This window comes from Hominimerdicola alba (genome assembly GCF_900112155.1).
Lineage (GTDB): Bacteria > Bacillota > Clostridia > Oscillospirales > Ruminococcaceae > Hominimerdicola > Hominimerdicola alba_D.
The window spans coordinates 1-20458 of sequence record NZ_FOKQ01000011.1; the positions used below are offsets into that span (position 1 = coordinate 1).

The window sequence follows — 20458 nt, forward strand, 5'->3', positions numbered from 1 at the left end:
TGTCCGCACCGTCTGCACGACAGTGCTCTATATGGTATCCTCTGTACTGTTTATAAGAGGCATCAAGCTTCTGGGTAAGGCAGACACAGCACGTAAGGGTAATCTGATGTCTTCCGTAGGTATGCTCATCGCAGTAGTAACCGTGCTTTTCGAGAAGCAGGTAACAGACACAGTAACAAACGGACTCATGAGCAACGCCTATATATGGGCAGTTGCAGCAATAGCTCTCGGAAGCATCATCGGTGCTATCTGGGCTAAGAAAGTTGAAATGACAGGTATGCCTCAGCTGGTTGCTCTGTTCAACGGCTTCGGCGGTCTTTCAAGCTTACTGGTGGCACTGACACAGTACATGACAGACGAAAACATCAATACATTCTCAGCTATCGCACTTGGTCTTACAGTAGCCATCGGTGCAATCGCATTCACAGGCTCGGTAGTTGCATGGGGCAAGCTGAGCGGCAAGATGTTCAAGAAGAACGTGACTATCCCTGCCAAGAACGCTATAAACGGTCTTCTGGCTGTTGTGGGACTTGTAGGCGTTGCAATCTACGCTCTGAGCATCGCAGGTGCAGTTGATGCAAGTGTAGGTACCATCGGTATCATCATCGTAACAGCTGCTTACCTGATACTGGGCTTCACAATGGTAGTTGCCATCGGCGGCGGCGATATGCCCGTTATCATCTCTCTGCTGAACGCTTTCTCGGGACTTGCAGCTGCATTTGCAGGTCTTTCAATCAGCAACAGCGTGCTGGTAGTATCCGGCTGTCTGGTAGGTACATCAGGTCTGATTCTGACACTCATCATGTGCAAGGCTATGAACAGAACTCTGTACGCACTGCTGTTCAGCAGTTTCGGCGCAACCAAGAAGGGCGCTGCAGGCGAGCAGAAAGAACCCAAGTCCATGTCTGTTGAGGATGCATACCTTATCCTCGAAGCAGCAAGCAGCGTAGTATTCATCCCCGGTTACGGCATGGCTGTTGCTCAGGCACAGCACGCTGTAAAGGAACTCTGCGACAAGCTGGAAGCCAATGGCGCAGAAGTAAACTTCGCTATCCACCCTGTTGCAGGACGTATGCCCGGTCACATGAACGTACTTCTGGCTGAAGCAAACGTACCTTACGAGCAGCTGAAGACCGCTGACGAGATGAATCCCCAGATGTCCAACACAGACGTTGCGATCGTTATAGGTGCAAATGACGTTGTTAACCCCTCTGCTATAAATGACGAGAGCTCTCCTCTTTACGGAATGCCCATCATCAACGCATTCGAGGCTAGAACTGTTTTCGTTCTCAAGCGTGGTAAGGGTACAGGCTTCTCAGGCGTTGAGAACCCCCTGTTCACCAACGACAACACCGTTATGATCTACGGCGATGCTAAGAATACTGTGGCTCAGCTGGTTAGTGAGTTTGAGGAATAAACCGAATGGGGGCTGCAAAGTCCCCGTTTTTTTTGAGGTGATAAAATGAAGTATCACGTTAATGATACGCTGACACTTTGCAAAGGCAGGACTGTTTCAATAGAAAAAGACCTGACAGCATCGGGTGAAAAATTTGATACTGCCAATGTTGATATCGTAATACGAAACGCAGCTGTTATCGGTGCAGATTCGGTCTATAAGGCTGATATCGCCATAACTGACGGCAGGATTTCTGCCATAGGCGGGGCTGACGATAAGCCTTGCAGACAGATAGATGCCGAGGGACTTGTGCTGACAGCGGGCAGAGTGCGTACCGTGAGCGGAGCTCTGGATTCCTATATGCTGGAAGAACTGCTGTTCTCTGGCGTTTCTACACTTACTTTTGATTCACAGCCCAGCGATAATGATATCAAGATGATGCTGGAACATCCACTGAATTACTGCGTTTGTTTTGACGGTCAACCGCATGACTCTGACGAACTTTTGCACCATGTTGGTGATGTGGCTTTAGGCAGGATAGCAGATCTTTATCTCTGGAAGTGTGAAAAGTTCAATATTGCGCCCGAAAAGATAATCAAGTTCGGCAGATGTATCTTTGACAGAAGTCTTACCGACCGCAAAGACATTATCTACGCACTTTCCTATGATACCACCCGCAGACCTGCAAGGTCGGCATCGGTATTCTTCACCTCACATAATGACGTAAATGGCTACTTCGGCAGACTTTATGAGACCGAACACACCATGATCGCTCTTGATACAAATAAATAACACCCACCATAAAATCAGGCGGGTGTATGATCGAAAAAAATCGGGAACGCAGATGCGCTCCCGATTTTGTTTTTTATTTCTTGTTTGCCACAGATATACGGTTGACTGCTCTTTTTAGCTGTCTTTCCGCAAGGTCGAATTCGGTGCGGCTTGACTCGGCTTTGAGCTGTTTTTCAGCCCTAGCCTTTGAACGCTCGGCACGGGCTACGTCTATCTCATCAGACCACTCCACTGCCGATGTAAGCACCGTTACTGCGCTGTCCTCCGACACTTTGACTATGCCGTCTGATATCGCAGCACTGCGGAAATTTCCGTCAGCTTTTATTTTCAGCTCTGAAGGCACTATGCTTGCCACATAAGGCGCATGACCTTTCAGTATGCCCACATAGCCCGAGGTGGTCTTAGCCACCAGCTGTTCGGCATCGCCCTCAAAGAATATCTTCTCGGGGGTCAGTACTCTTAACTTGAAAACTGCCATAGTTTCCGCCTTTCGTTAGTTTTCTTCTGCCGACTTCTTAGCCTTTTCCACAGCTTCGTCGATAGAGCCTACGAACAGGAATGCACTCTCGGGCAGGTCGTCGTGCTTGCCCTCGATTATCTCCTTGAATCCGCGGATGGTTTCCTTCAGCGGTACATACTTGCCCTGATAGCCTGTGAACTGTTCAGCCACGAAGAAAGGCTGTGACAGGAAACGCTGTATCTTTCTCGCACGGGATACGGTCAGTTTATCTTCATCGGAAAGTTCATCCATACCCATGATGGCGATGATATCCTGAAGTTCAACATATCTCTGGAGTATCGACTGTACCTGTCTAGCCACCTGATAGTGCTCATTGCCAACTATCTCAGGGGTGAGTATACGTGATGTTGACTCCAGCGGGTCAACTGCGGGGAAGATACCCAGTGATGCTATATTTCTCGAAAGAACTGTGGTAGCATCCAGATGTGCGAATGTAGTAGCAGGTGCGGGGTCTGTAAGGTCGTCCGCAGGCACGTAAACTGCCTGTACTGAGGTTATTGAGCCCTTGTTGGTAGAGGTAATTCTCTCCTGAAGAGCACCCATCTCTGTTGCAAGAGTAGGCTGATATCCAACGGCTGAGGGCATACGTCCCAGCAGCGCCGAAACCTCAGAACCTGCCTGTGTGAATCTGAATATGTTATCGATGAACAGCAGAACGTCCTGACCTTCAACATCACGGAAATACTCTGCCATAGTCAGTCCCGAAAGACCAACTCTCATTCTTGCTCCGGGTGGTTCGTTCATCTGACCGTACACAAGAACGGTCTTGTCGATAACTCCCGACTCTTTCATTTCCCAGTAAAGGTCGTTACCCTCACGGGTACGCTCGCCAACGCCTGTAAATACGGATATACCGCCATGCTGATTGGCAACGTTGTTTATAAGCTCCTGAATAAGAACTGTTTTACCAACACCTGCACCGCCGAACAGACCTATCTTACCGCCCTTGAGGTAAGGCGCGATAAGATCGATTACCTTGATGCCTGTTTCCAGTATCTCGTTAGCGGCAGTCTGCTCCTCGTAAGAGGGCGGCTCGCGGTGTATCTCCCAGCGTTCAGCTGTTTCTGGTGCGGGGAGGTTATCTACGGGGTCACCCAGCAGATTGAACATTCTCGAAAGAGTTTCCCTGCCCACGGGTACAGATATAGCTCTGCCCGTATCCACAGCATCAACGCCTCTCACCAGACCGTCAGTTGAGGACATGGCGATACATCTTACCACATCATCGCCGATGTGCTGTGCGACCTCGACTACTAGCTTGGTGCCGTTATTGTCTATCTCAAGCGCATTCAGAAGGTTAGGCATATGATCTTTTTCAAAGCGAACGTCAACGACCGCTCCGACGATCTGCACTACCTTTCCTATGTTAGTGCTTTCCATTATCTGACTTCCTTTCCGAACTCATAGTCTGCATACAGCAACTGCCTGTCTGCTACGCAAACTATGCCGCACACATAATTATGAATTATGAATTATGAATTATGAATTGTCATTAAGGCTTGCCGAGCTTATCTCGGTTATCTCCTGAGTGATCTGTGCCTGTCTTGCACGGTTGTACAGCAGTGATAGCTTTTCTATCATCTCGCTTGCGTTATCGCTGGCGGATTCCATAGCAGTTCTTCTCGCCGCCTGCTCGGAAGCGAAGCTGTCAACTATGGCGGAATACAGCATTCCGCCCATATATTCGGGTATCAGGCTGTCAAACACTGCCTCCGGAGATGGGTCGTATATGGTCATGGGGTGCTTTTTGCCAAGGTATTCCAGATTTTCCACAGGCAGTATCCTCAGATGCTGAGGTTCCTGTGTCATAACCGATACGAATGTGGTATATACAAGCTCCACTGCATCGAAATCGCCTATCTTGAATCTGTCGATGACCTTGTTTGCTATCATCATAGCATCGACCAGCTCTATGCCCTCGGCTATCTGCGGAAAACCTTCGATCAGCTTGTATTCACGCTTCTCGAAATACTCCACAGCCTTTTTGCCTATCGCCATGATAACGGCTTCTCCACCGCTCTCAGCTATCTCATCAGCCTTGCGTTTTGCTAGTTTCAGCACATTTGAGTTGAAACCGCCCGCAAGTCCTCTGTCGCCCGCTATGACTATCAGCAACACCGAATTCTTGAACTTTTTCTTGGTGAAAACCGAGGTGAACTCATGGTCGCGGGATATATCCGCCATCACCTGAAAAACGCCCTCAAAGAACGGGTGTACCGCTTCGGCTCTCTCCTTGGCTTTCCTCATCTTCGAGGACGCCACCAGCTGCATAGCCTTGGTTATCTGCATGGTGCTTTCCACGCTTTTTATACGGCGCTTAACGTCCTTCATGTTAGCCATAAGCCGTTCTCCTTACTTCTGCTGCATAAACTTCTCCGCAAATGCTTTCAGCACCTCTTTCAGTGCCTTCTCGTTCTCTGCGGTGAGTTCCTTTGTATCACGTATGGACGCGAGTATATCGGGGTGAGATTCATCGAGGAACATGAAAAGATCCTTCTCGTACTCACGTATATCCTCAACTGGTATAGTTTTGAGGTAATTATTTACAACAGCGTAGATTATAACTACCTGCTTTTCAACATCAACAGGGGAGTTCTTGGACTGCTTTAGAACTTCCACGATACGCTCGCCCTGTGCAAGTCTGTCCTTGGTATCCTGGTCGAGGTCGGAACCGAACTGTGAGAAGCTCTGAAGTTCTCTGTACTGAGAATACAGCAGCTTCAAAGGACCTGATACCTTCTTCATAGCTTTTATCTGAGCCGAACCGCCTACACGTGATACCGAGATACCGGGGTTTACGGCAGGTCTTACACCCGAGAAGAACAGCTCTGTCTCCAGGAAGATCTGACCATCTGTGATGGATATTACGTTTGTGGGTATGTATGCCGAAACGTCGCCTGCCTGAGTTTCAATGATAGGCAGAGCGGTTATTGAACCGCCGCCGTTCTCCTCGTTCAGGCAGCAGGCTCTTTCAAGCAGACGGGAGTGCAGATAGAATACATCGCCGGGGTAAGCTTCACGGCCTGTAGGTCTTTTCAGCAGCAGCGACATTGTTCTGTACGCAACAGCGTGCTTTGAAAGGTCATCGTAGATGCAGAGCACATCTTTGCCCTGTAACATGAAGTATTCAGCCATAGCAACGCCCGCATAGGGAGCTATGTACTGCAAAGGCGCCATCTCAGACGCAGTAGCCGATACTACTATGGAATAATCCATAGCGTCGTTCTTTGTCAGTGTATCAACTATATTTGCAACAGTTGATATCTTCTGACCGATAGCGACATAGATACAGATAACGTTCTTGCCCTTCTGGTTGATGATAGTATCAAGGGCGATGGTGGTCTTACCTGTCTGTCTGTCGCCGATTATAAGTTCACGCTGACCTCTGCCCACGGGTATCATGGAGTCTATAGCCTTGATACCTGTCTGGAGGGGTCTGCTTACTGATTTTCTTGTGATTATGCCAAATGCGGGGCTTTCAACGGGTCTTGTCTCGTTTGTGAGTATAGCGCCCTTGCCGTCGATAGGTGCGCCCAGCGCATTTACAACTCTGCCCAGCATAGCTTCGCCAACGGGTACGGATACTATCCTGCCCGTTCTCTTAACGTTCGAGCCTTCTCTGATGCCTTCCTCGGTACCCAGCAGAACGCAGCCGACAAAATCCTGCTCCAGGTTCATCGCCATACCGTATGTGCCGTTCTCGAATTCCAGCAACTCGCCCGACATACACTTCTCAAGTCCGTTGACCCTTGAAATGCCGTCGCCCACCGTACATACAGTGCCAACATCGTCAAGCACCAGCTTGGTACGGTAGTTCTTTATCTGTGATTTTATCAGACCTGTTATCTCATCAGGACGTAAATTCATAATTTTCCGTTCCCTTCCGTATGTTTAAATGAAACTTCGCATTTATGCGATAGTGTTCGTTATCTGAGCTTTCAGCTTTTCCAGTCTTGTCTTTACGCTGGAATCCAGCTCAGTATTGCCGTAGCGCACCACTATACCGCCTATTATCGACTTATCGATCTGCTCAGTCAGCACGATGCGTCTGCCCGTGGTCTTGCTGAGCTTATCTGTAAGGCGGTTTTTGAGTTCTGCTGTCATCGGCTGTGCGGTAACGGCAGTAACTTCCAGCAGACCCAGCTTGTCGTTGTACATCTGCCTGAATTCGCCGTATATCTCACCAAGCCTGTCTGCCCTGTTCTTTTCGGCAGTCAGGCAAAGAAAATCCAGCAGCAGAGCATCTATCTTATCTCCGAAAACAGCCTTGAGGCTGTCTGCTTTTTCTCTGCCCGATATCAGCGGTGATGCCAGAAATCTCAGATACTCGGCGCATTCCTTGTCTTTCATGAGCTCCTGAAACTCGCTGTAATCGCTGAATACTTTTTCCAGCTTATCCTGCTCGGTACAAAGCTCAAACAGCGCTGTGCTGTAAACCTTGCCTACTGTCTCAGCCATCAGTTTTCACCCACGTTATCAATGAATTCGCCGATCAGTCTTTCGTTATCGGCGCTGCTCAGGTCTTTTTCAATAACAGCCTGTGCCGCCTGGAAAGCGATATCGGTGATATCGTCCTTTATCTTGTTTACCGCGATCTTCTTCTCGCGTTCGATCTCGCTTCTTGCCTGCTCGGTGATGCCCTTGGCTTCAACCTTGGCATCAGCGATTATCTCATCGCTCCTCTGCTGAGCCTTGCGGGTAGCCGCCTGGATTATCTTAGCGGATTCTTCCTTTGCACCGCTTATGCGCTGCTCGTAATCCTCCTCCAGCTTTTCGGCTCTTGCCTTGGCTTCGTCCGCCTGTTTATAGGTCTCAGCGACCTCGTTCTTTCTGTCCTCGATGACCTTGTTCACTTTGTTGAACAGGAAATGTTTCATTACCAGGAACAGTATAAGCAGGTTGAGCCATGTAGCGATGATCGTAGTGAGATTTACCGACAGAAAATCGGTAACGTCACCTCTCGCCAGTATCATATGCAAAACCTCCCTTATATCAGAACACTGTACATATAAGCTATATTACAGCTTGCCGATAAAGGGGTTGCCGAACATCAGTATCAGCGCAACAACGAAAGCGTAGATACCTGTTGACTCTGCCATTGCGACACCGATGAACATTGTTCTTGTGCAGTCGCCCTGAGCTTCGGGCTGTCTTGCGATGGATTCGATAGTCTTACCAACAGCGTATCCCTCACCGATACCGGGTCCGATACCTGCGATCATTGCAAGACCTGCACCCAGTGCGGAACAACCTAATACAAATGCCTTATCACCTAACATAATAAAAACCTCCAAAGTTTTGTTTACCTATATTTGTTCGCAGTTATACTGCGTATCTAACATTTTTTAACTCGCCGGAACGAGTATTCATCTGCGGTCAGCTTCCGGCTTTGAGCTCATCAAATCCGCAGGCTACTGTGCATAAGCTGTCGCTGTACTCGGCATACCAGTAATGACGGTCATCAATAATCAGATATTCTGCATCGTACTCATACTTTGCTGTGAACCTGAATTTCAGGAACACGAATATCCGCCCGTCTGATCTGCCGATATATGTTTCCTTTATAACATTACCCGCTGCCAGTTCTTCATCAACAATGCGTTTTATCGGCGCTGACAGTTTAGCAAGATGTTCTTCGTTTATCATTCCTCAGCCGCTGCTGCAACGTTTACCATTGTCAGAGTCGAGAATATATAAGCCTGGATACAGCCTGAGAACAGGTCGAAATAGATACTCAGCACGGCGGGTATACCTACCTGCAGTACGCTGAGTGCCCATGCACCGAATTCAAAGTGAACATGGAGCGCAGTTGAAGCTGCACCCAATGCGGAATAGAGAAGTCCCGTTATTACCATGCCGCCTGCAACGTTACCGAAAAGACGGAATGCCATAGATGCGGGAGTCGCGATCTCACTTATGATGTTCAGCGGGAATATGAAGAATACAGGCTGTCCGAAACTCTTCAGGTATCCGCCGAAGCCGTTTGTCTTTATCTTGGTGTAGGTTATCAGAATAAATGTGAGTATCGCCCATGCAGCTGTAACGTTTATGTCCGCCGTCATCGACCTCAGACCCACCATGCTTATCAGTGCGCCAAGCACCGCTGAGACCAGCAAAGCGCCTATGTATGGGGCGTAGTACATCATCTTTTCGCCCATCGACTGCTTTACCATGCCGTTGACGAAGTTCACGAACATCTCCGCGACTATCTGTCGTTTGCTTTCGGGCTTCTTTTTAAGGTCTTTTGTCAGCCACAGACAAAGCAGTGTCACCACAGCGATTATTAGCCAGCCCATGACTACCGTTTCGGTTATTATCAGAGGTCCTATCTCAAAGACTATCTTAGGACCGTCGCCCAATCCGTTCATAAAAAGCTATCCTTTCCTGCCGAAAAACTGATCGGCTGTAAGTATCATTTTCGGGAAAAGCTGAGGTATCAGTATCCCCGTGAAGTTTGCAATACCTGTATATGCGGCGGTACAGCTGAGTATTACCAGTGCCGCTACCCTTACAGCGTAGCACACGCGCATCTTGCGCACAGCGGACTTTCTGTCCAGCTTTACGGCGCTTTCACAGCTTCGTCCTAAGTATTCAAACTGAGCGCACATAAATCCGTAGCCCAGAAGGAATCCAAGCAGCTGTGCAAAGCTGAATCCCCAGAACAGCGTGACAGCAAATCCAATAACTGTCAGCACCGCGCCCCACTTGTATATCATCACAAGCAGAGGTCTTGTCACCGAGGTATTATCACCAGAAAGCTTTGGTTTTTCACGGTTTTCCATGTATTAGCCCTGCCTTTCGGTTTTAAATACACTCGCACATACAAATCAATTATATCATCTTTTCTTTTCTTTTTAAAGGGGTTTGATGTATCTCTGCTAAGTTTTACAATTTGTTAACAAAATACTCTTGGGAAATGGGTATAATTTTTTGAAATTTTGGTAGGTAAGATCTTTTAACATGACAATTGGCCATGTATTTGCATTATGATAGCACATAACATAAGATATGTCAATGAGCGTTATGACCAATAGTCATTGCTTCTCTGAAAAATAATGCAAATATATGGATCCCGAAAAACTCAGCTGAGCATACACTGTTTATATCAAATAAAACAAAATGCAACAAAAAAATCATTGCATCTTGACAATTTTTGCTGGATATGATAAAATTGTACTATATATAATAGGGGAATGAGCAGATTTTTAAATTCAGCGCAGCATAAAAAACGGGAAAGGGGGCTTTGTCATGGAAGATCGTGATGCCATGTTCGCGGCAGGTTACAAACTGCCGAAATACAGTGTGCTCATGTCGGTCTATGAGAAGGAGCTGCCCGAAAACCTGAACCAAAGCCTTGAATCCATGTTAAAGCAGTCCTATCCGCCATCGGATTTTGTGCTGGTATGCGACGGCAAGCTGACCAATGCGCTGGATGTAATAGTAAAATCTTTCCAGAACGAGTATAAAGATATATTCCGCATAGTGCGCATAGATGAGAACGTGGGTGCGGGCAAGGCGGTAAATAAGGGCATAAAAGCCTGCCGCTATGAGTACATAGTGCGTATGGACAGTGACGATGTATCACTGCGCGGCAGATGCATGAAAGAGATGTTTCTGTTTGCAGTGAAGCCCGAACTTGATATAGTCGGGAGTTTGGTTGAGGAATTCGATGATCTTACGGACAAGACCGTTGCGCTTAAAAGAGTTCCGCTGGAACATAAGGAGATACTCAGCTACTCAAAGCGCCGCAATCCGTTCAATCGTCAGACAGTGGCTTTCCGAAAAAGTAAGGCGCTGGAGGTCGGAGGTTACAGCGATCTCAAGCTTTGCGAGGATTACGATTTTGCCGTAAGGATGCTGGCAGGCGGTGCCGTGGGACAGAATATCCCCGAAGTGCTGGTGAGATACAGGGTCAGTGAAAGCACCCCCGAAATAAGACGAAGCTGGCGGCTGACAAAGGGATTTATCGCCGTGAGGTGGAAGCTGTTCACCGAGGGTTATATAGGTCTGAGGGATTTCTTCCCGCCCTGTTTTTTACAGCTGATACTGTTTATACTGCCTATGCGCTTCACACGGTGGTTTTACAGGAAATTCCTGCGAGATACAAAGATAACTCCGCCTACAGCAGAAGTTCTCGGGCGTGATCAGAAATGAATAGTGGATAATGAAGGTGTCCGCAAAGCGGACGTATTTTAAAATATCATCGCATAAAGCGTTACCTTTATTATCCATTTTTTCATATATGATCATATATACGGAAGGGGTGATACCGAACAGATAACAGCACACACAGGGTATATGGATAAACGGAGGGTATACAAATGAAAAACATTAAAAGGATACTGGCGCTCACACTTGCACTTACGATGAGCGCAGGATTGATCGGGTGCGGAAAAAGCACCAATGAAGAAAAGGGAAAGAAAGAATCGGACAGCGCAGAAAGCAGATCTGCTGATGACAGCACTGCTGAGGAAAAGCCTGCTGTAAACGAAACAACTGGGGACTTTGATCTTTCGGATTTTACATCGGCTTACGATGTTTCCGAAGATTTCTCTCTTGAACTTGAAGCAGAGAAGGGTACTCTGCTGAATGAGGCGATGCTTATGGACAAGGCTTTTGCAGGGGAGTTTTCGGGTGACGGCTATGTTGCTGTGTACGATAAGGGCGACGAGGTCACATTCGATATAGAGCTTCCGTCAAAGGGAAGCTACAACGTGATACTGCGCCTTGCTACTGACAATGTGAATTCGGAAAACCTTATCACGTTGGACGGAAATGCGGTCAAAAAATTCGCATCAAGCGACCCGAAATTTACAGATGTCACTGCCGAAAACGTACTTCTTGAGGGCGGTACACACACCATTGGCGTTCGTGCAGAGACAGGGCGCATCTATGTTGATACACTGAAGATAGTTCCCGCCGCACCTGTGGATATCGCGCAGTATGAAGTAACGGACACACTGTGCAATCCCAATGCAAGCGACAACGCAAAGCGTCTTTACAGCTTCCTGCGGGCGGTATACGGCAAGTACACCATATCGGGACAGTATTCGGGGGATAATCTGGGTTACGAATCCCGTGAGTTTATCGAGATAAACAAGCGTACAGGCAAAACTCCCGCGATTCTCGGGCTTGATGTGATGAATCTCGGTATATCCACCAAGATAGATCATCAGGCAGGCGGCGGAGATATGATACCGATACAGGTGATGGACTGGTACAACAATCACAACGGAATAGTGACACTTTGCTGGCACTGGCACGCTCCCGCGCAATATCTTGAAGTGAACGGTCAGCCCTGGTGGAGAGGATTCTACACCGACAGCACGAATTTTGACTTGGGCAAGGCTATGAGCGGCGATGACAAAGAGGGATATGATGCCATAGTTGCTGAGCTTGACAACATGGCTGAACAGCTGAAACCTCTGGCAGAAGCCGATATCCCCATACTGTGGAGACCGCTCCACGAAGCCGCAGGCGACCCGAAATATCCCAACAATGCATGGTTCTGGTGGGGCGCATCGGGCAAGGACCCTTATCTGGAGCTCTACAAGCTGATGTACGACAAATTCGTGAACGAGTATCATCTGGATAATCTCATATGGGTATGGAATGCCCAGAACCAGAGCTGGTACCCCGGTGACGAGTATGTTGATATCGTAGGCTACGACTGCTATCCTGCGGAACAGGACAGCTCTTCACAGAAGTACTACTATGATTTCCTGAAAGAGTGTTCACCCACAGGCAGCAAGATAATAGCCGAGACCGAGAACGGTTCGATGTTTGATCCCGATGCCGCTTTCAACGAGGGCACCAGATGGGCATATTTCGGTACATGGAACGGTGAGTTTGCCATAAAGAACAAACAGCTTTCCGACCAGTACACAACTTTTGATATGTGGGACAAGATCTACTCAAGCGACAGAGTACTTACTCTTGAAGAACTCCCCGACCTCAAAAGCTGGCCAATCGACCTTGAAGCATACCTAGCTGCTAAATAAGGGCTGAAAAAAAGACCGCGGAGCGCTCCGCGGTCGTTGCTGTTGTTTGGGAATATGGGATAGTTTCTTTTGGAGCAGATGTCCGCTTACAGACCCTTGCCCAGAGCTGAAGCGTGCTTGATTTCTTTCGGGGTCATGAACATACCAAGTATGTAAGTGCTCATGATATCCGTATCTTCGATGGTGATCTTCTTTCCGTCGATCTTCAGTTCCTTGACGGCAGTCTGACCATCGGGAGCTCTTCCGAAGACCATTTTGTATTCAACGCCGTCTTTGTCGATGCCCCTGAACGTCACCTTGTTTACGCTGAAATCGAACCACCAGTGACACTCTTCAAAATAGCTGTCAAAAGCTTCACCGTAGCTGCTGCTTTCGAGCTGGATGTTTTCGTTCAGGTTGAAGTCGTAATTGGTGTGGGATACTATAAATACTTTTCCCACCGCATACAGGAACATACCGACGATTATTATTATGATGAACTTTATTACATTGGCTAAACCGTTGCTGAATACGCTCCTGTTTGCCTGCTTGCCGCTGCCCGTTCCCGTTGAATATGGATTGGTCTTAGTATCTTTTCTGGGATCGTAGTTATCGGGATGATGTTCTTTGCGGGCTTTCGGCGTGCCGTAATTCTCATCAAGCTTTTCCATCTGTCTGCCAGATCTCGTGGCTGCATAAGGTGTCTGAGTCACCAGCCTTGATGCGGTGAGCCCGTCACGCTCCCTGTCAGTTGAAAATTGATTTCTTTTTCCCAGCTCAGCACCGTTATAAGCCGGGATGACCTTTCCGCAGCCCGGGCATATTTTGGCAGAGCTGTCAACGCTCGCACCGCAGAATCTGCAAGTTATGTTCATTGAAACTTCCCTTTCCTTTCAAACTTTGCTCGGGGATCAGATATATCTTATTACCCCTACGACCCGTCCGAGGATCTCAACGTTATCAAGTATTATGGGATCCATCGTATCATTTTCGGGCTGAAGTCTGAAATGACCTTCTTCTTTGTAGAAAGTCTTAACTGTTGCGTCGCTGCCTTCTACCAGTGCAACAACAATCTGTCCGTTCTCGGCGAATGAAGTCTGTTCAACTACGACTGTATCACCGTCGAGTATAGCAGCGTTTATCATGGATTCACCGCGGACTTTCAGGGCAAACAGCGGATTTCCATAATGTCTTGCAGGCTGAAAGCTTATATATTCACTCACATATTCTATGGCTGTTATGGGAGTACCTGCTGTTACCGTACCTACAAGAGGTATCAGCATACCGCCGCCACCCACCAGCTTTATCGCACGGTTCTGGTTGTCGCTTTTTTCAAGGAAACCTTTTGCGGTCAGTGTTTTGATATACCTGTGTGCGGTGGACGTGGATTTGAAGCCGAAATGGGCGCATATCTCCCTGACTGTAGGGGGATATCCTTCCTCGACTCTCTCTTTAATAAATTCAAATACCTTGCGCTCGTTATCGGTGACTTTCATACGCTCCTCCTTTGCGGCAGCTGTGTCAGTCGTTCTCTCTGAGTTTCTTCGCCAGTTTCTTCGCTAGTTTGTAAACATCTCCGCAGCCGAAGGTTATAAGGATATCTCCGTCTTCGGCATTATTTATTATATAGTCGATACATTCGTCGAAGTTCTTTTCTTTCTGCTCGGCAGTCTGCTTGTCAACGATCTCGTGGGGCGTATCGAACCAGACGGCGTTTCCCGTCTTTGCACCAAGCATTTCGGTGTAGATGCCATGCTCGTTCTTTTCGCGGCTGCCCATGATATCTGTTATAACGGATATATCAGCTATCTCCAGCGCCCTTGCGAAATCGTCCATCAGTATCTCTGTGCGGGAATAGGTGAAAGGCTGGAAAACTGCCCAGACTCTCTTGAAATCAAGACCCTTAGCCGCGCGGAGAGTAACTTCTATCTCCTTGGGATGATGTGCATAGTCATCGACTATGGTAAGCCCCTTCACCTTGTCTATCAGCTGGAAGCGTCTTATAGCGCCGTGGAAGCTTGCAAGACCCTTGGCAGCAGCTTCAAAGGAAAGTCCCGAATATCTTGCGGCAGCCATAGCAGCAAGTGCGTTGAGCACATTGTGGTCGCCGGGGACATTTATCTCAGCCTCACCGAGGACTTCTCCCTTATAGAATACGGTGAACTTGGTCACCAGACCCTTTTTGCTGATTATCTCGGCGGAATAATCATTAGCCTTATCCCAGCCGAAGCTTATAAGCTCCTTGTTCGATATGCCTTCAAGTGATTTTCTTGTATTGGCATCGTCGCCGTTGTAGATAACAGCCTTGGTAGCCATTTCCGCAAATGTGTGGAAGCTTTTGATTATATTTTCTATATTCTTGAAATACTCCAGATGGTCTGCATCAACGTTGAGTATTATTGCACAGTCAGGGTGGAGCTTCAGGAAATGATCCTGATACTCGCAGGCTTCACATACCATATCCTTTGATCTGCCCGCTCTGCCCGAACCGCCAATGCTGGGCAGCTTGCCGCCGATAACACAGCTGATGTCCTCGCCTGCATCGACGAATATCTGTGTCAGCATCGAAGATGTAGTGGTTTTGCCATGTGTGCCGCATACGCAGAGCGCGTTATCGTACCAGCCGGTTATAACGCCGAGTATATCCGCTCTCTCGCATACGATGGCATTGCTTGCCTTTGCCGCGATGAGCTCAGGGTTATCTGCCATTATCGCCGCGGTGTATATTATAAGCTCAGCGCCCTCGATATTTTCGGCTCTCTGTCCGAGAAAAACTTTTATACCGAGCTTGCGTACAGCTTCAAGTGTTTCTGTTTCGTTATTGTCCGAGCCTGTGATCTCGTATCCTTTTGTATGGAATATCTGCGCCAGCGGATACATTCCCGAACCGCCGATGCCGATAAAATGAACTCGCTTTATCTTACTGAGTGCTTCTTCTGTCAGTACCGAACTCATGTAAAGTTCCTCCCTGTATGAAAACATTTATTCTATTATATTATACTACACTTTTCAAAAAAAATATTGACATTTTAAGAATATTTATTTGCGATGTGGTAAACATATTCTCAAATAACAAATGCGGCCATAAAATCGGAGCGATTTTCGTATGATTTCCGCAATTAAAGTGAGGGTATCTGACAATATGGAGATAACGGGTATAAAAATAAGAAAGATAACAAACATCGGTCGGCTGAGGGGTATAGTCAGTGTAACATTTGATGATATTCTGGCAGTACACGATATTAAAGTGGTGCAGGGTGAGAACAGGCTTTTCGCGGCGATGCCCAGCAGGCGGGATGAAAACGGGATATACCGCGATATAGTTCACCCAATAACCGCCGAAGCGCGGACAGCTATAGAAAACAGGGTACTTCGGGCGTTTGAAGAGGAATGTATCCGCAGGGGAATACCAAATGTTTACTGATAGAAAGCGTAAACCGAGCGATGTGTTTGTTATTCATAAAACAGGCGATTAACGGACAGATGATATCGCTGCGAAAACGTTTTCAAAAAGTCTTATTATAGGATATGTTAAGAAAAGTATAGTATAAACTATTCAAATCCGTGTGCTGTGTGTTATAATGAATAATATTTCAAAAAAGAGAGTAAGTAAGAAGACAGACATATCAAGGGAGGAAGAATATGTTTCAGCTCAGGTGGCTTTGGGCGAACCTGAAAGGCAGCCGTGCGGTGTATATCTGTGCGCTGGTGCTTTCGGTAGTCTGTAACGGAATGTTTGTGGCTGCGCAGTATTTCCAGTCAAAGATAATCGATACTTTTGTATCTAACAAACAAGCCGCAGAAAATCTGCGGGATCACAGGAATCTTCTGCTGTGGCTGATAGCGGGCATGATAGGTGTGACGCTACTGAGGACAAGCCTTACCTATACCTGCAATATGTACTATGAAAAGGCTTCGCAGGCGATGATATACAGGATACGCACACACCTTTTCCGCAAGATAGAAAATCAGGATATGGATTTCTACGACCGCTACCGCACAGGCGATCTCATGACAAGACTGACAGGCGATCTTGACATGGTAAGGCACATGGTATCCTGGGTAATAAGCAATACCGTGGCGAATCTCGCGCTGTTTGTGGCTTCGATGGTTTATTTCTTTACTATCGATTACCGTACGGCACTCTGCATAATGACCATGACACCTGTTATATTCTTTGTGACGAGGCTGTTCTCCCGCCATGCGGGACCTGCTTACCGCAAGGTGAGGGAAACTTCCTCAGCGCTGAACACTGCGGCACAGGAAAATATCTCGGGCAACCGCGTGGTCAAAGCTTTTGCAAAAGAAGACTACGAGATAGAAAAGTTCCGTCAAAAGGACGAGGAATACCGCGAATCGAACATCAAGGCGGCTATGGTATGGCTGAAATATCACCCCTTTATTGATATCGCGGCGGGTGCACTTTCTGTTATACTGCTGATATGCGGCGGATATTTCATGATAAAACAGCATCTTACCATGGGACAGTATGTGGCTATATCGGGACTTCTCTGGGCTGTTGGCAACCCCATGAGGAATATGGGCACTTATGTCAACGATTTCCATCGCTTTATGGCATCGGCGGGCAAGGTAATAGAGATATACTATGAAGCACCCCGCATAGTTGACAGGGAAGACGCTCACGAAAACAAGGAAAAACTCCGCGGCGATATCGAGTTCAAGAACGTTACTTTCTCCATCGGCGAGAAGAAGATACTGGATAACGTCAGCTTCAAGATCAACGCAGGTGAGACTGTTGTAATAATGGGTGAAACAGGCAGCGGCAAGACCACCCTTGTTAACCTTATACCAAGATTTTTCGACTGCGACAGGGGAGAGGTGCTTGTGGACGGCAGAAATGTACGTATGCACAAGCTGCACACCCTGAGAAGCAGTATAGGCATAGCAACGCAGGACGTTCTGCTGTATTCGGATACCATAGATTCAAACATAGCCTATGGCGACAGCGATATGGAAGAAGAGTATGTAAGGCGCTGTGCCGAGCTTTCGGCGGCGAGTGATTTCATCGAGAAACTGCCCGATAAGTATGAAACTATCGTTGGCGAGCGCGGTGTTGGTCTTTCGGGCGGACAGAAACAGCGTATATCGCTTGCAAGGGCGATAGCCGTAAGACCCGCTGTGCTGATACTTGATGATACCACCTCGGCGGTGGATATGGAGACCGAGCATTTCATTCAGCAGAGCCTCAGCGGCGGACTGGATTTTGAATGTACCAAGATAATCATAGCCCAGAGGATATCTTCCTCGAAAAATGCTGATAAGATAATCATTCTTGAAGATGGTAAGATATCCGATATGGGTACCCACGAGGAACTTATTTCCCGTGAGGGCTATTACAGGCAGATATACGAACTCCAGAGCGGCATAAACTGCGCAGTAGAAAGCGGGGTGACGGTATAATGGCAAGAAACAAATACGATGTGGACGAACAGCTTGAAAAGCCATTTGACTTCGCCCATTTAAAAAGGTCATACGTTTACATAAAAAAGTATAAGGGCAAAATGATACTTTCGCTGCTGATAAGCATGGCGGCGGCAGTATGCGGGCTTGTGGGACCGCTGATAACTCAGCGTGCGCTGGACGTTACTATACCAAACAAGAATGTAAAAGAACTCATTCTTCTGGGACTTGCACTGCTGGGATTCAGCGTACTGGGCACGGTGCTTGGCAATATCCGCGGACGTATAATGACTGTTGTGGGTCAGGATATAATCTTCGATATACGCGAGGACTTATTCGCACATTTGCAGAAACTGCCTTTCACCTACTACGATGACCGTCCCCACGGCAAGATACTGATACGTGTTATAAACTACGTTAACTCTGTATCGGATATGCTTTCAAACGGCATAATCAACTTCGTCATGGAGATACTGAATATGCTGTTCATACTGGTGTTCATGGTGATAGTCAGCCCCAAGCTGACCATTGTGGCGATGTCGGGTCTGCCTTTGTTTATAATGGTAATGTTCGCTATCAAAAAGCAGCAGCGTATCGCTTGGCAGGATGTTTCAAACAAGTCCTCCAACATGAATGCTTATCTGCAGGAAAATATCGTCGGCGCCAGGATAACTCAGGTATTTACCCGCGAAGAGGAGAACGCCGAGATATACGATCATCTGAATGAAAAGTACCGCAAGTCCTGGATGAGGGCGGTAAAGTACTCGAACCTTGTTTGGCCTGCTACGGATAATATCTCAACGCTGATAAGGGCATCACTTTTCATCGTGGGACTTCTGGTCCTCCCACGTGAAACAGTATCTCTTGGTGTGCTGGCAGCTATGACAGGTTATGCGGGAAGATTCTGGCAGCCGATAATGAACATCTCAAATATCATGAACAACTTCATAAACAACGTTGCTTATCTGGAGCGTATATTTGAAACTCTCGATGAGCCAGTTACCATAACCGACAAAGAGGGTGCTGAGGAACTTGGCGATATAACAGGTCAGGTGAGCTTTGAGGACGTTACTTTCGGTTATGAGAAAGATATCAATGTGCTTGAGCATCTTTCTTTCGATGTAAAGGCAGGGGAGAGCGTCGCGTTGGTAGGACCTACAGGCGCAGGCAAATCCACCATAGTATCCCTGATATCACGTTTTTATGATATCGAACAGGGAAGGATAACCGTGGACGGTGTGCCGATATCCGATGTTACGCTTAGATCCCTCCGCTCAAAGATGGGAATAATGCTTCAGGACAGCTTTATTTTCAGTGGTACTATAATGGATAACATTCGTTACAGCAAGCAGGATGCCACCAACGAAGAAGTCCGTGCGGCAGCAAAAACTGTCTGTGCAGACGAGTTTATCAGCCGAATGGATATGGGCTATGATACTGAGGTGAACGAGCGCGGCAGCAAGCTTTCGGGCGGCGAGAAACAGCTCATAAGCTTTGCAAGAACTCTTCTCAGTGACCCAAAGATACTGGTGCTGGACGAAGCGACATCTTCCATCGATGCAAAGACCGAAGCTCTTCTTCAAAAGGGTATAGAACAGCTGCTTAAAGGCAGAACATCGTTCATAATCGCCCACAGGTTATCAACTATCCGCAACTGTGACCGCATAATGTACATCGACGAAAAGGGTATTCTGGAAAGCGGCACCCACGACGAACTGATGGAAAAACGCGGTGCTTACTACGACCTCTACACATCACAGTCTGCATAATATAAAAATGCCTCCGTGCCATGTGGTGCGGAGGTATTTTTATAACTCATAACAAAAAGGCACTTCCGTCATATCGACAGAAGTGCCTTAAATACTATTTTACTGTATTAACTGCATTTTATCAGCTCAGGAGCTTTTTGCCCTTTACGTGAGCAGCTATCTTGGAAATATCAGAAACGTTGATCTTGCCGTCATTATTTACATCAGCACGTTTCTGAGCAGCAGCATCGAGCAACTTCTTGCCCTTTACGTGAGCAGCTACCTTTGTGATGTCGGTAACGTTGATTACTCCGTCGCCGTTGACATCGCCGCGGGGATACTCCGATTCACCCTCATCGATTATGTGATAATCATATTTATTATCAAGTGCGTAATTGAGAGCATACGAATTGTTGTAGCACCATATAACTGCCTTAGGGCTTTCATAAAGTATAGAAATGCTTATATCTTCAACTTCTTTCGGTATCTGGACTTTTTCAAGCTTTGAGCATTTCTCGAAAGCATATCCGTCTATCTTGGCTGTGCAGCCGTCCTCGATCATTATCGTTTTGAGCTGGGCACAGCTTTCAAAAACGTATGA

Annotated in this window: 21 protein-coding genes; 7 read left to right on the plus strand and 14 right to left on the minus strand. The window is 47.3% G+C overall.

Going from position 1 to position 20458, the window contains the following annotated elements:
• Positions 1 to 1417, plus strand: a 1417-nt coding sequence (locus BM265_RS07645) for an NAD(P)(+) transhydrogenase (Re/Si-specific) subunit beta (RefSeq protein ID WP_207646964.1), incomplete at its 5' end; no start/stop codon positions are given.
• 45 nt (positions 1418 to 1462) lie between these two features.
• Positions 1463 to 2188, plus strand: a complete 726-nt coding sequence (locus BM265_RS07650; RefSeq protein WP_074960994.1) for a hypothetical protein — start codon at positions 1463 to 1465, stop codon at positions 2186 to 2188.
• Positions 2189 to 2261: 73 nt separating this feature from the next.
• Here BM265_RS07650 and atpC read toward each other — a convergent pair whose 3' ends face one another.
• The 10 genes from atpC to BM265_RS07700 all read right to left on the minus strand — a co-directional run bounded on the left by atpC (position 2262) and on the right by BM265_RS07700 (position 9490).
• A complete protein-coding gene (gene atpC / locus BM265_RS07655; protein WP_074834476.1) occupies positions 2262 to 2666 on the minus strand; it encodes an ATP synthase F1 subunit epsilon in 405 nt (134 codons plus the stop codon).
• A 15-nt stretch (positions 2667 to 2681) separates the two neighbouring features.
• Positions 2682 to 4088, minus strand: a complete 1407-nt coding sequence (gene atpD, locus BM265_RS07660; protein ID WP_074834477.1) for a F0F1 ATP synthase subunit beta — start codon at positions 4086 to 4088, stop codon at positions 2682 to 2684.
• Positions 4089 to 4187: 99 nt separating this feature from the next.
• On the minus strand, positions 4188 to 5048 hold the full coding sequence (atpG, locus tag BM265_RS07665) for an ATP synthase F1 subunit gamma (protein ID WP_074960995.1): 861 nt from the start codon (positions 5046 to 5048) through the stop codon (positions 4188 to 4190).
• A gap of 12 nt (positions 5049 to 5060) precedes the next feature.
• Positions 5061 to 6575 carry a F0F1 ATP synthase subunit alpha gene (gene atpA / locus BM265_RS07670; protein WP_074960996.1) on the minus strand — a complete coding sequence of 505 codons (1515 nt, stop codon included), beginning with the start codon at positions 6573 to 6575 and terminating at the stop codon, positions 5061 to 5063.
• 42 nt (positions 6576 to 6617) lie between these two features.
• Positions 6618 to 7166: an ATP synthase F1 subunit delta gene (gene atpH / locus BM265_RS07675; protein WP_074960997.1), complete on the minus strand. Its 549-nt coding sequence runs from the start codon at positions 7164 to 7166 to the stop codon at positions 6618 to 6620.
• The gene (gene atpF, locus BM265_RS07680) at positions 7166 to 7681 is read right to left on the minus strand and encodes a F0F1 ATP synthase subunit B (RefSeq protein WP_074960998.1); all 516 of its coding nucleotides are present in this window, start codon (positions 7679 to 7681) and stop codon (positions 7166 to 7168) included. Before atpF ends, atpH begins: the two co-directional genes overlap by 1 nt.
• Positions 7682 to 7726: 45 nt before the next feature.
• The gene (atpE, locus tag BM265_RS07685; RefSeq protein WP_024857849.1) at positions 7727 to 7987 is read right to left on the minus strand and encodes an ATP synthase F0 subunit C; all 261 of its coding nucleotides are present in this window, start codon (positions 7985 to 7987) and stop codon (positions 7727 to 7729) included.
• A gap of 97 nt (positions 7988 to 8084) precedes the next feature.
• Positions 8085 to 8354, minus strand: a complete 270-nt coding sequence (locus tag BM265_RS07690) for a hypothetical protein (protein ID WP_074960999.1) — start codon at positions 8352 to 8354, stop codon at positions 8085 to 8087.
• Positions 8351 to 9076 (minus strand): F0F1 ATP synthase subunit A, encoded by a 726-nt coding sequence (locus BM265_RS07695; RefSeq protein WP_074961000.1) that lies wholly within the window; start codon positions 9074 to 9076, stop codon positions 8351 to 8353. The genes BM265_RS07690 and BM265_RS07695 overlap by 4 nt, the downstream gene beginning before the upstream one ends.
• 6 nt (positions 9077 to 9082) lie before the next feature.
• The gene (locus tag BM265_RS07700; protein ID WP_074961001.1) at positions 9083 to 9490 is read right to left on the minus strand and encodes a hypothetical protein; all 408 of its coding nucleotides are present in this window, start codon (positions 9488 to 9490) and stop codon (positions 9083 to 9085) included.
• Between the two features lie 466 nt (positions 9491 to 9956).
• Here BM265_RS07700 and BM265_RS07705 point away from each other — a divergent pair, with 466 nt between their 5' ends.
• Positions 9957 to 10862 carry a glycosyltransferase gene (locus tag BM265_RS07705; protein WP_074961002.1) on the plus strand — a complete coding sequence of 302 codons (906 nt, stop codon included), beginning with the start codon at positions 9957 to 9959 and terminating at the stop codon, positions 10860 to 10862.
• A 167-nt stretch (positions 10863 to 11029) separates the two neighbouring features.
• Positions 11030 to 12709, plus strand: coding sequence for a glycosyl hydrolase (locus BM265_RS07710; protein ID WP_074961003.1), 1680 nt, complete (start codon positions 11030 to 11032; stop codon positions 12707 to 12709).
• A gap of 86 nt (positions 12710 to 12795) precedes the next feature.
• Here BM265_RS07710 and BM265_RS07715 read toward each other — a convergent pair whose 3' ends face one another.
• From BM265_RS07715 to murC, 3 genes are read right to left on the minus strand one after another with little or no spacing between them, the layout of a single operon-like run.
• A complete protein-coding gene (locus tag BM265_RS07715; RefSeq protein ID WP_074961004.1) occupies positions 12796 to 13563 on the minus strand; it encodes a zinc ribbon domain-containing protein in 768 nt (255 codons plus the stop codon).
• A 36-nt stretch (positions 13564 to 13599) separates the two neighbouring features.
• Positions 13600 to 14184 (minus strand): transcriptional repressor LexA, encoded by a 585-nt coding sequence (gene lexA / locus BM265_RS07720; RefSeq protein ID WP_074961005.1) that lies wholly within the window; start codon positions 14182 to 14184, stop codon positions 13600 to 13602.
• Positions 14185 to 14209: 25 nt separating this feature from the next.
• The gene (murC, locus tag BM265_RS07725; RefSeq protein WP_081358394.1) at positions 14210 to 15643 is read right to left on the minus strand and encodes a UDP-N-acetylmuramate--L-alanine ligase; all 1434 of its coding nucleotides are present in this window, start codon (positions 15641 to 15643) and stop codon (positions 14210 to 14212) included.
• Positions 15644 to 15794: 151 nt separating this feature from the next.
• Between murC and BM265_RS07730 the strand changes: the two genes are divergently transcribed.
• From BM265_RS07730 to BM265_RS07740, 3 genes are all read left to right on the plus strand, one after another.
• Positions 15795 to 16112, plus strand: a complete 318-nt coding sequence (locus tag BM265_RS07730) for a SpoVG family protein (RefSeq protein ID WP_431767988.1) — start codon at positions 15795 to 15797, stop codon at positions 16110 to 16112.
• Between the two features lie 218 nt (positions 16113 to 16330).
• Positions 16331 to 18109, plus strand: a complete 1779-nt coding sequence (locus BM265_RS07735; RefSeq protein WP_074961006.1) for an ABC transporter ATP-binding protein — start codon at positions 16331 to 16333, stop codon at positions 18107 to 18109.
• On the plus strand, positions 18109 to 19878 hold the full coding sequence (locus tag BM265_RS07740; protein WP_074961007.1) for an ABC transporter ATP-binding protein: 1770 nt from the start codon (positions 18109 to 18111) through the stop codon (positions 19876 to 19878). The genes BM265_RS07735 and BM265_RS07740 overlap by 1 nt, the downstream gene beginning before the upstream one ends.
• Positions 19879 to 19999: 121 nt before the next feature.
• On the opposite strand, the gene BM265_RS20380 is transcribed toward BM265_RS07740, so the two are convergent.
• The coding region (locus BM265_RS20380) for a dockerin type I domain-containing protein (protein WP_207646965.1) at positions 20000 to 20458 on the minus strand (459 nt) is incomplete at its 5' end.

Excerpts from the sequence above, each read along its gene's own strand:
- BM265_RS07710 (WP_074961003.1), top strand. The coding sequence starts at position 11,030 with ATGAAAAACATTAAAAGGATACTGGCGCTCACACTTGCACTTACGATG.
- atpD (WP_074834477.1), bottom strand. The coding sequence starts at position 4,088 with ATGGAAAGCACTAACATAGGAAAGGTAGTGCAGATCGTCGGAGCGGTC.
- atpF (WP_074960998.1), bottom strand. The coding sequence starts at position 7,681 with ATGATACTGGCGAGAGGTGACGTTACCGATTTTCTGTCGGTAAATCTC.
- atpA (WP_074960996.1), bottom strand. The coding sequence starts at position 6,575 with ATGAATTTACGTCCTGATGAGATAACAGGTCTGATAAAATCACAGATA.
- atpH (WP_074960997.1), bottom strand. The coding sequence starts at position 7,166 with ATGGCTGAGACAGTAGGCAAGGTTTACAGCACAGCGCTGTTTGAGCTT.
- atpE (WP_024857849.1), bottom strand. The coding sequence starts at position 7,987 with ATGTTAGGTGATAAGGCATTTGTATTAGGTTGTTCCGCACTGGGTGCA.
- BM265_RS07700 (WP_074961001.1), bottom strand. The coding sequence starts at position 9,490 with ATGGAAAACCGTGAAAAACCAAAGCTTTCTGGTGATAATACCTCGGTG.
- BM265_RS07695 (WP_074961000.1), bottom strand. The coding sequence starts at position 9,076 with ATGAACGGATTGGGCGACGGTCCTAAGATAGTCTTTGAGATAGGACCT.
- BM265_RS07735 (WP_074961006.1), top strand. The coding sequence starts at position 16,331 with ATGTTTCAGCTCAGGTGGCTTTGGGCGAACCTGAAAGGCAGCCGTGCG.
- BM265_RS07740 (WP_074961007.1), top strand. The coding sequence starts at position 18,109 with ATGGCAAGAAACAAATACGATGTGGACGAACAGCTTGAAAAGCCATTT.
- BM265_RS07730 (WP_431767988.1), top strand. The coding sequence starts at position 15,795 with ATGATTTCCGCAATTAAAGTGAGGGTATCTGACAATATGGAGATAACG.
- atpG (WP_074960995.1), bottom strand. The coding sequence starts at position 5,048 with ATGGCTAACATGAAGGACGTTAAGCGCCGTATAAAAAGCGTGGAAAGC.
- murC (WP_081358394.1), bottom strand. The coding sequence starts at position 15,643 with ATGAGTTCGGTACTGACAGAAGAAGCACTCAGTAAGATAAAGCGAGTT.
- BM265_RS07715 (WP_074961004.1), bottom strand. The coding sequence starts at position 13,563 with ATGAACATAACTTGCAGATTCTGCGGTGCGAGCGTTGACAGCTCTGCC.
- lexA (WP_074961005.1), bottom strand. The coding sequence starts at position 14,184 with ATGAAAGTCACCGATAACGAGCGCAAGGTATTTGAATTTATTAAAGAG.
- BM265_RS07705 (WP_074961002.1), top strand. The coding sequence starts at position 9,957 with ATGGAAGATCGTGATGCCATGTTCGCGGCAGGTTACAAACTGCCGAAA.
- BM265_RS07650 (WP_074960994.1), top strand. The coding sequence starts at position 1,463 with ATGAAGTATCACGTTAATGATACGCTGACACTTTGCAAAGGCAGGACT.
- atpC (WP_074834476.1), bottom strand. The coding sequence starts at position 2,666 with ATGGCAGTTTTCAAGTTAAGAGTACTGACCCCCGAGAAGATATTCTTT.
- BM265_RS07690 (WP_074960999.1), bottom strand. The coding sequence starts at position 8,354 with ATGATAAACGAAGAACATCTTGCTAAACTGTCAGCGCCGATAAAACGC.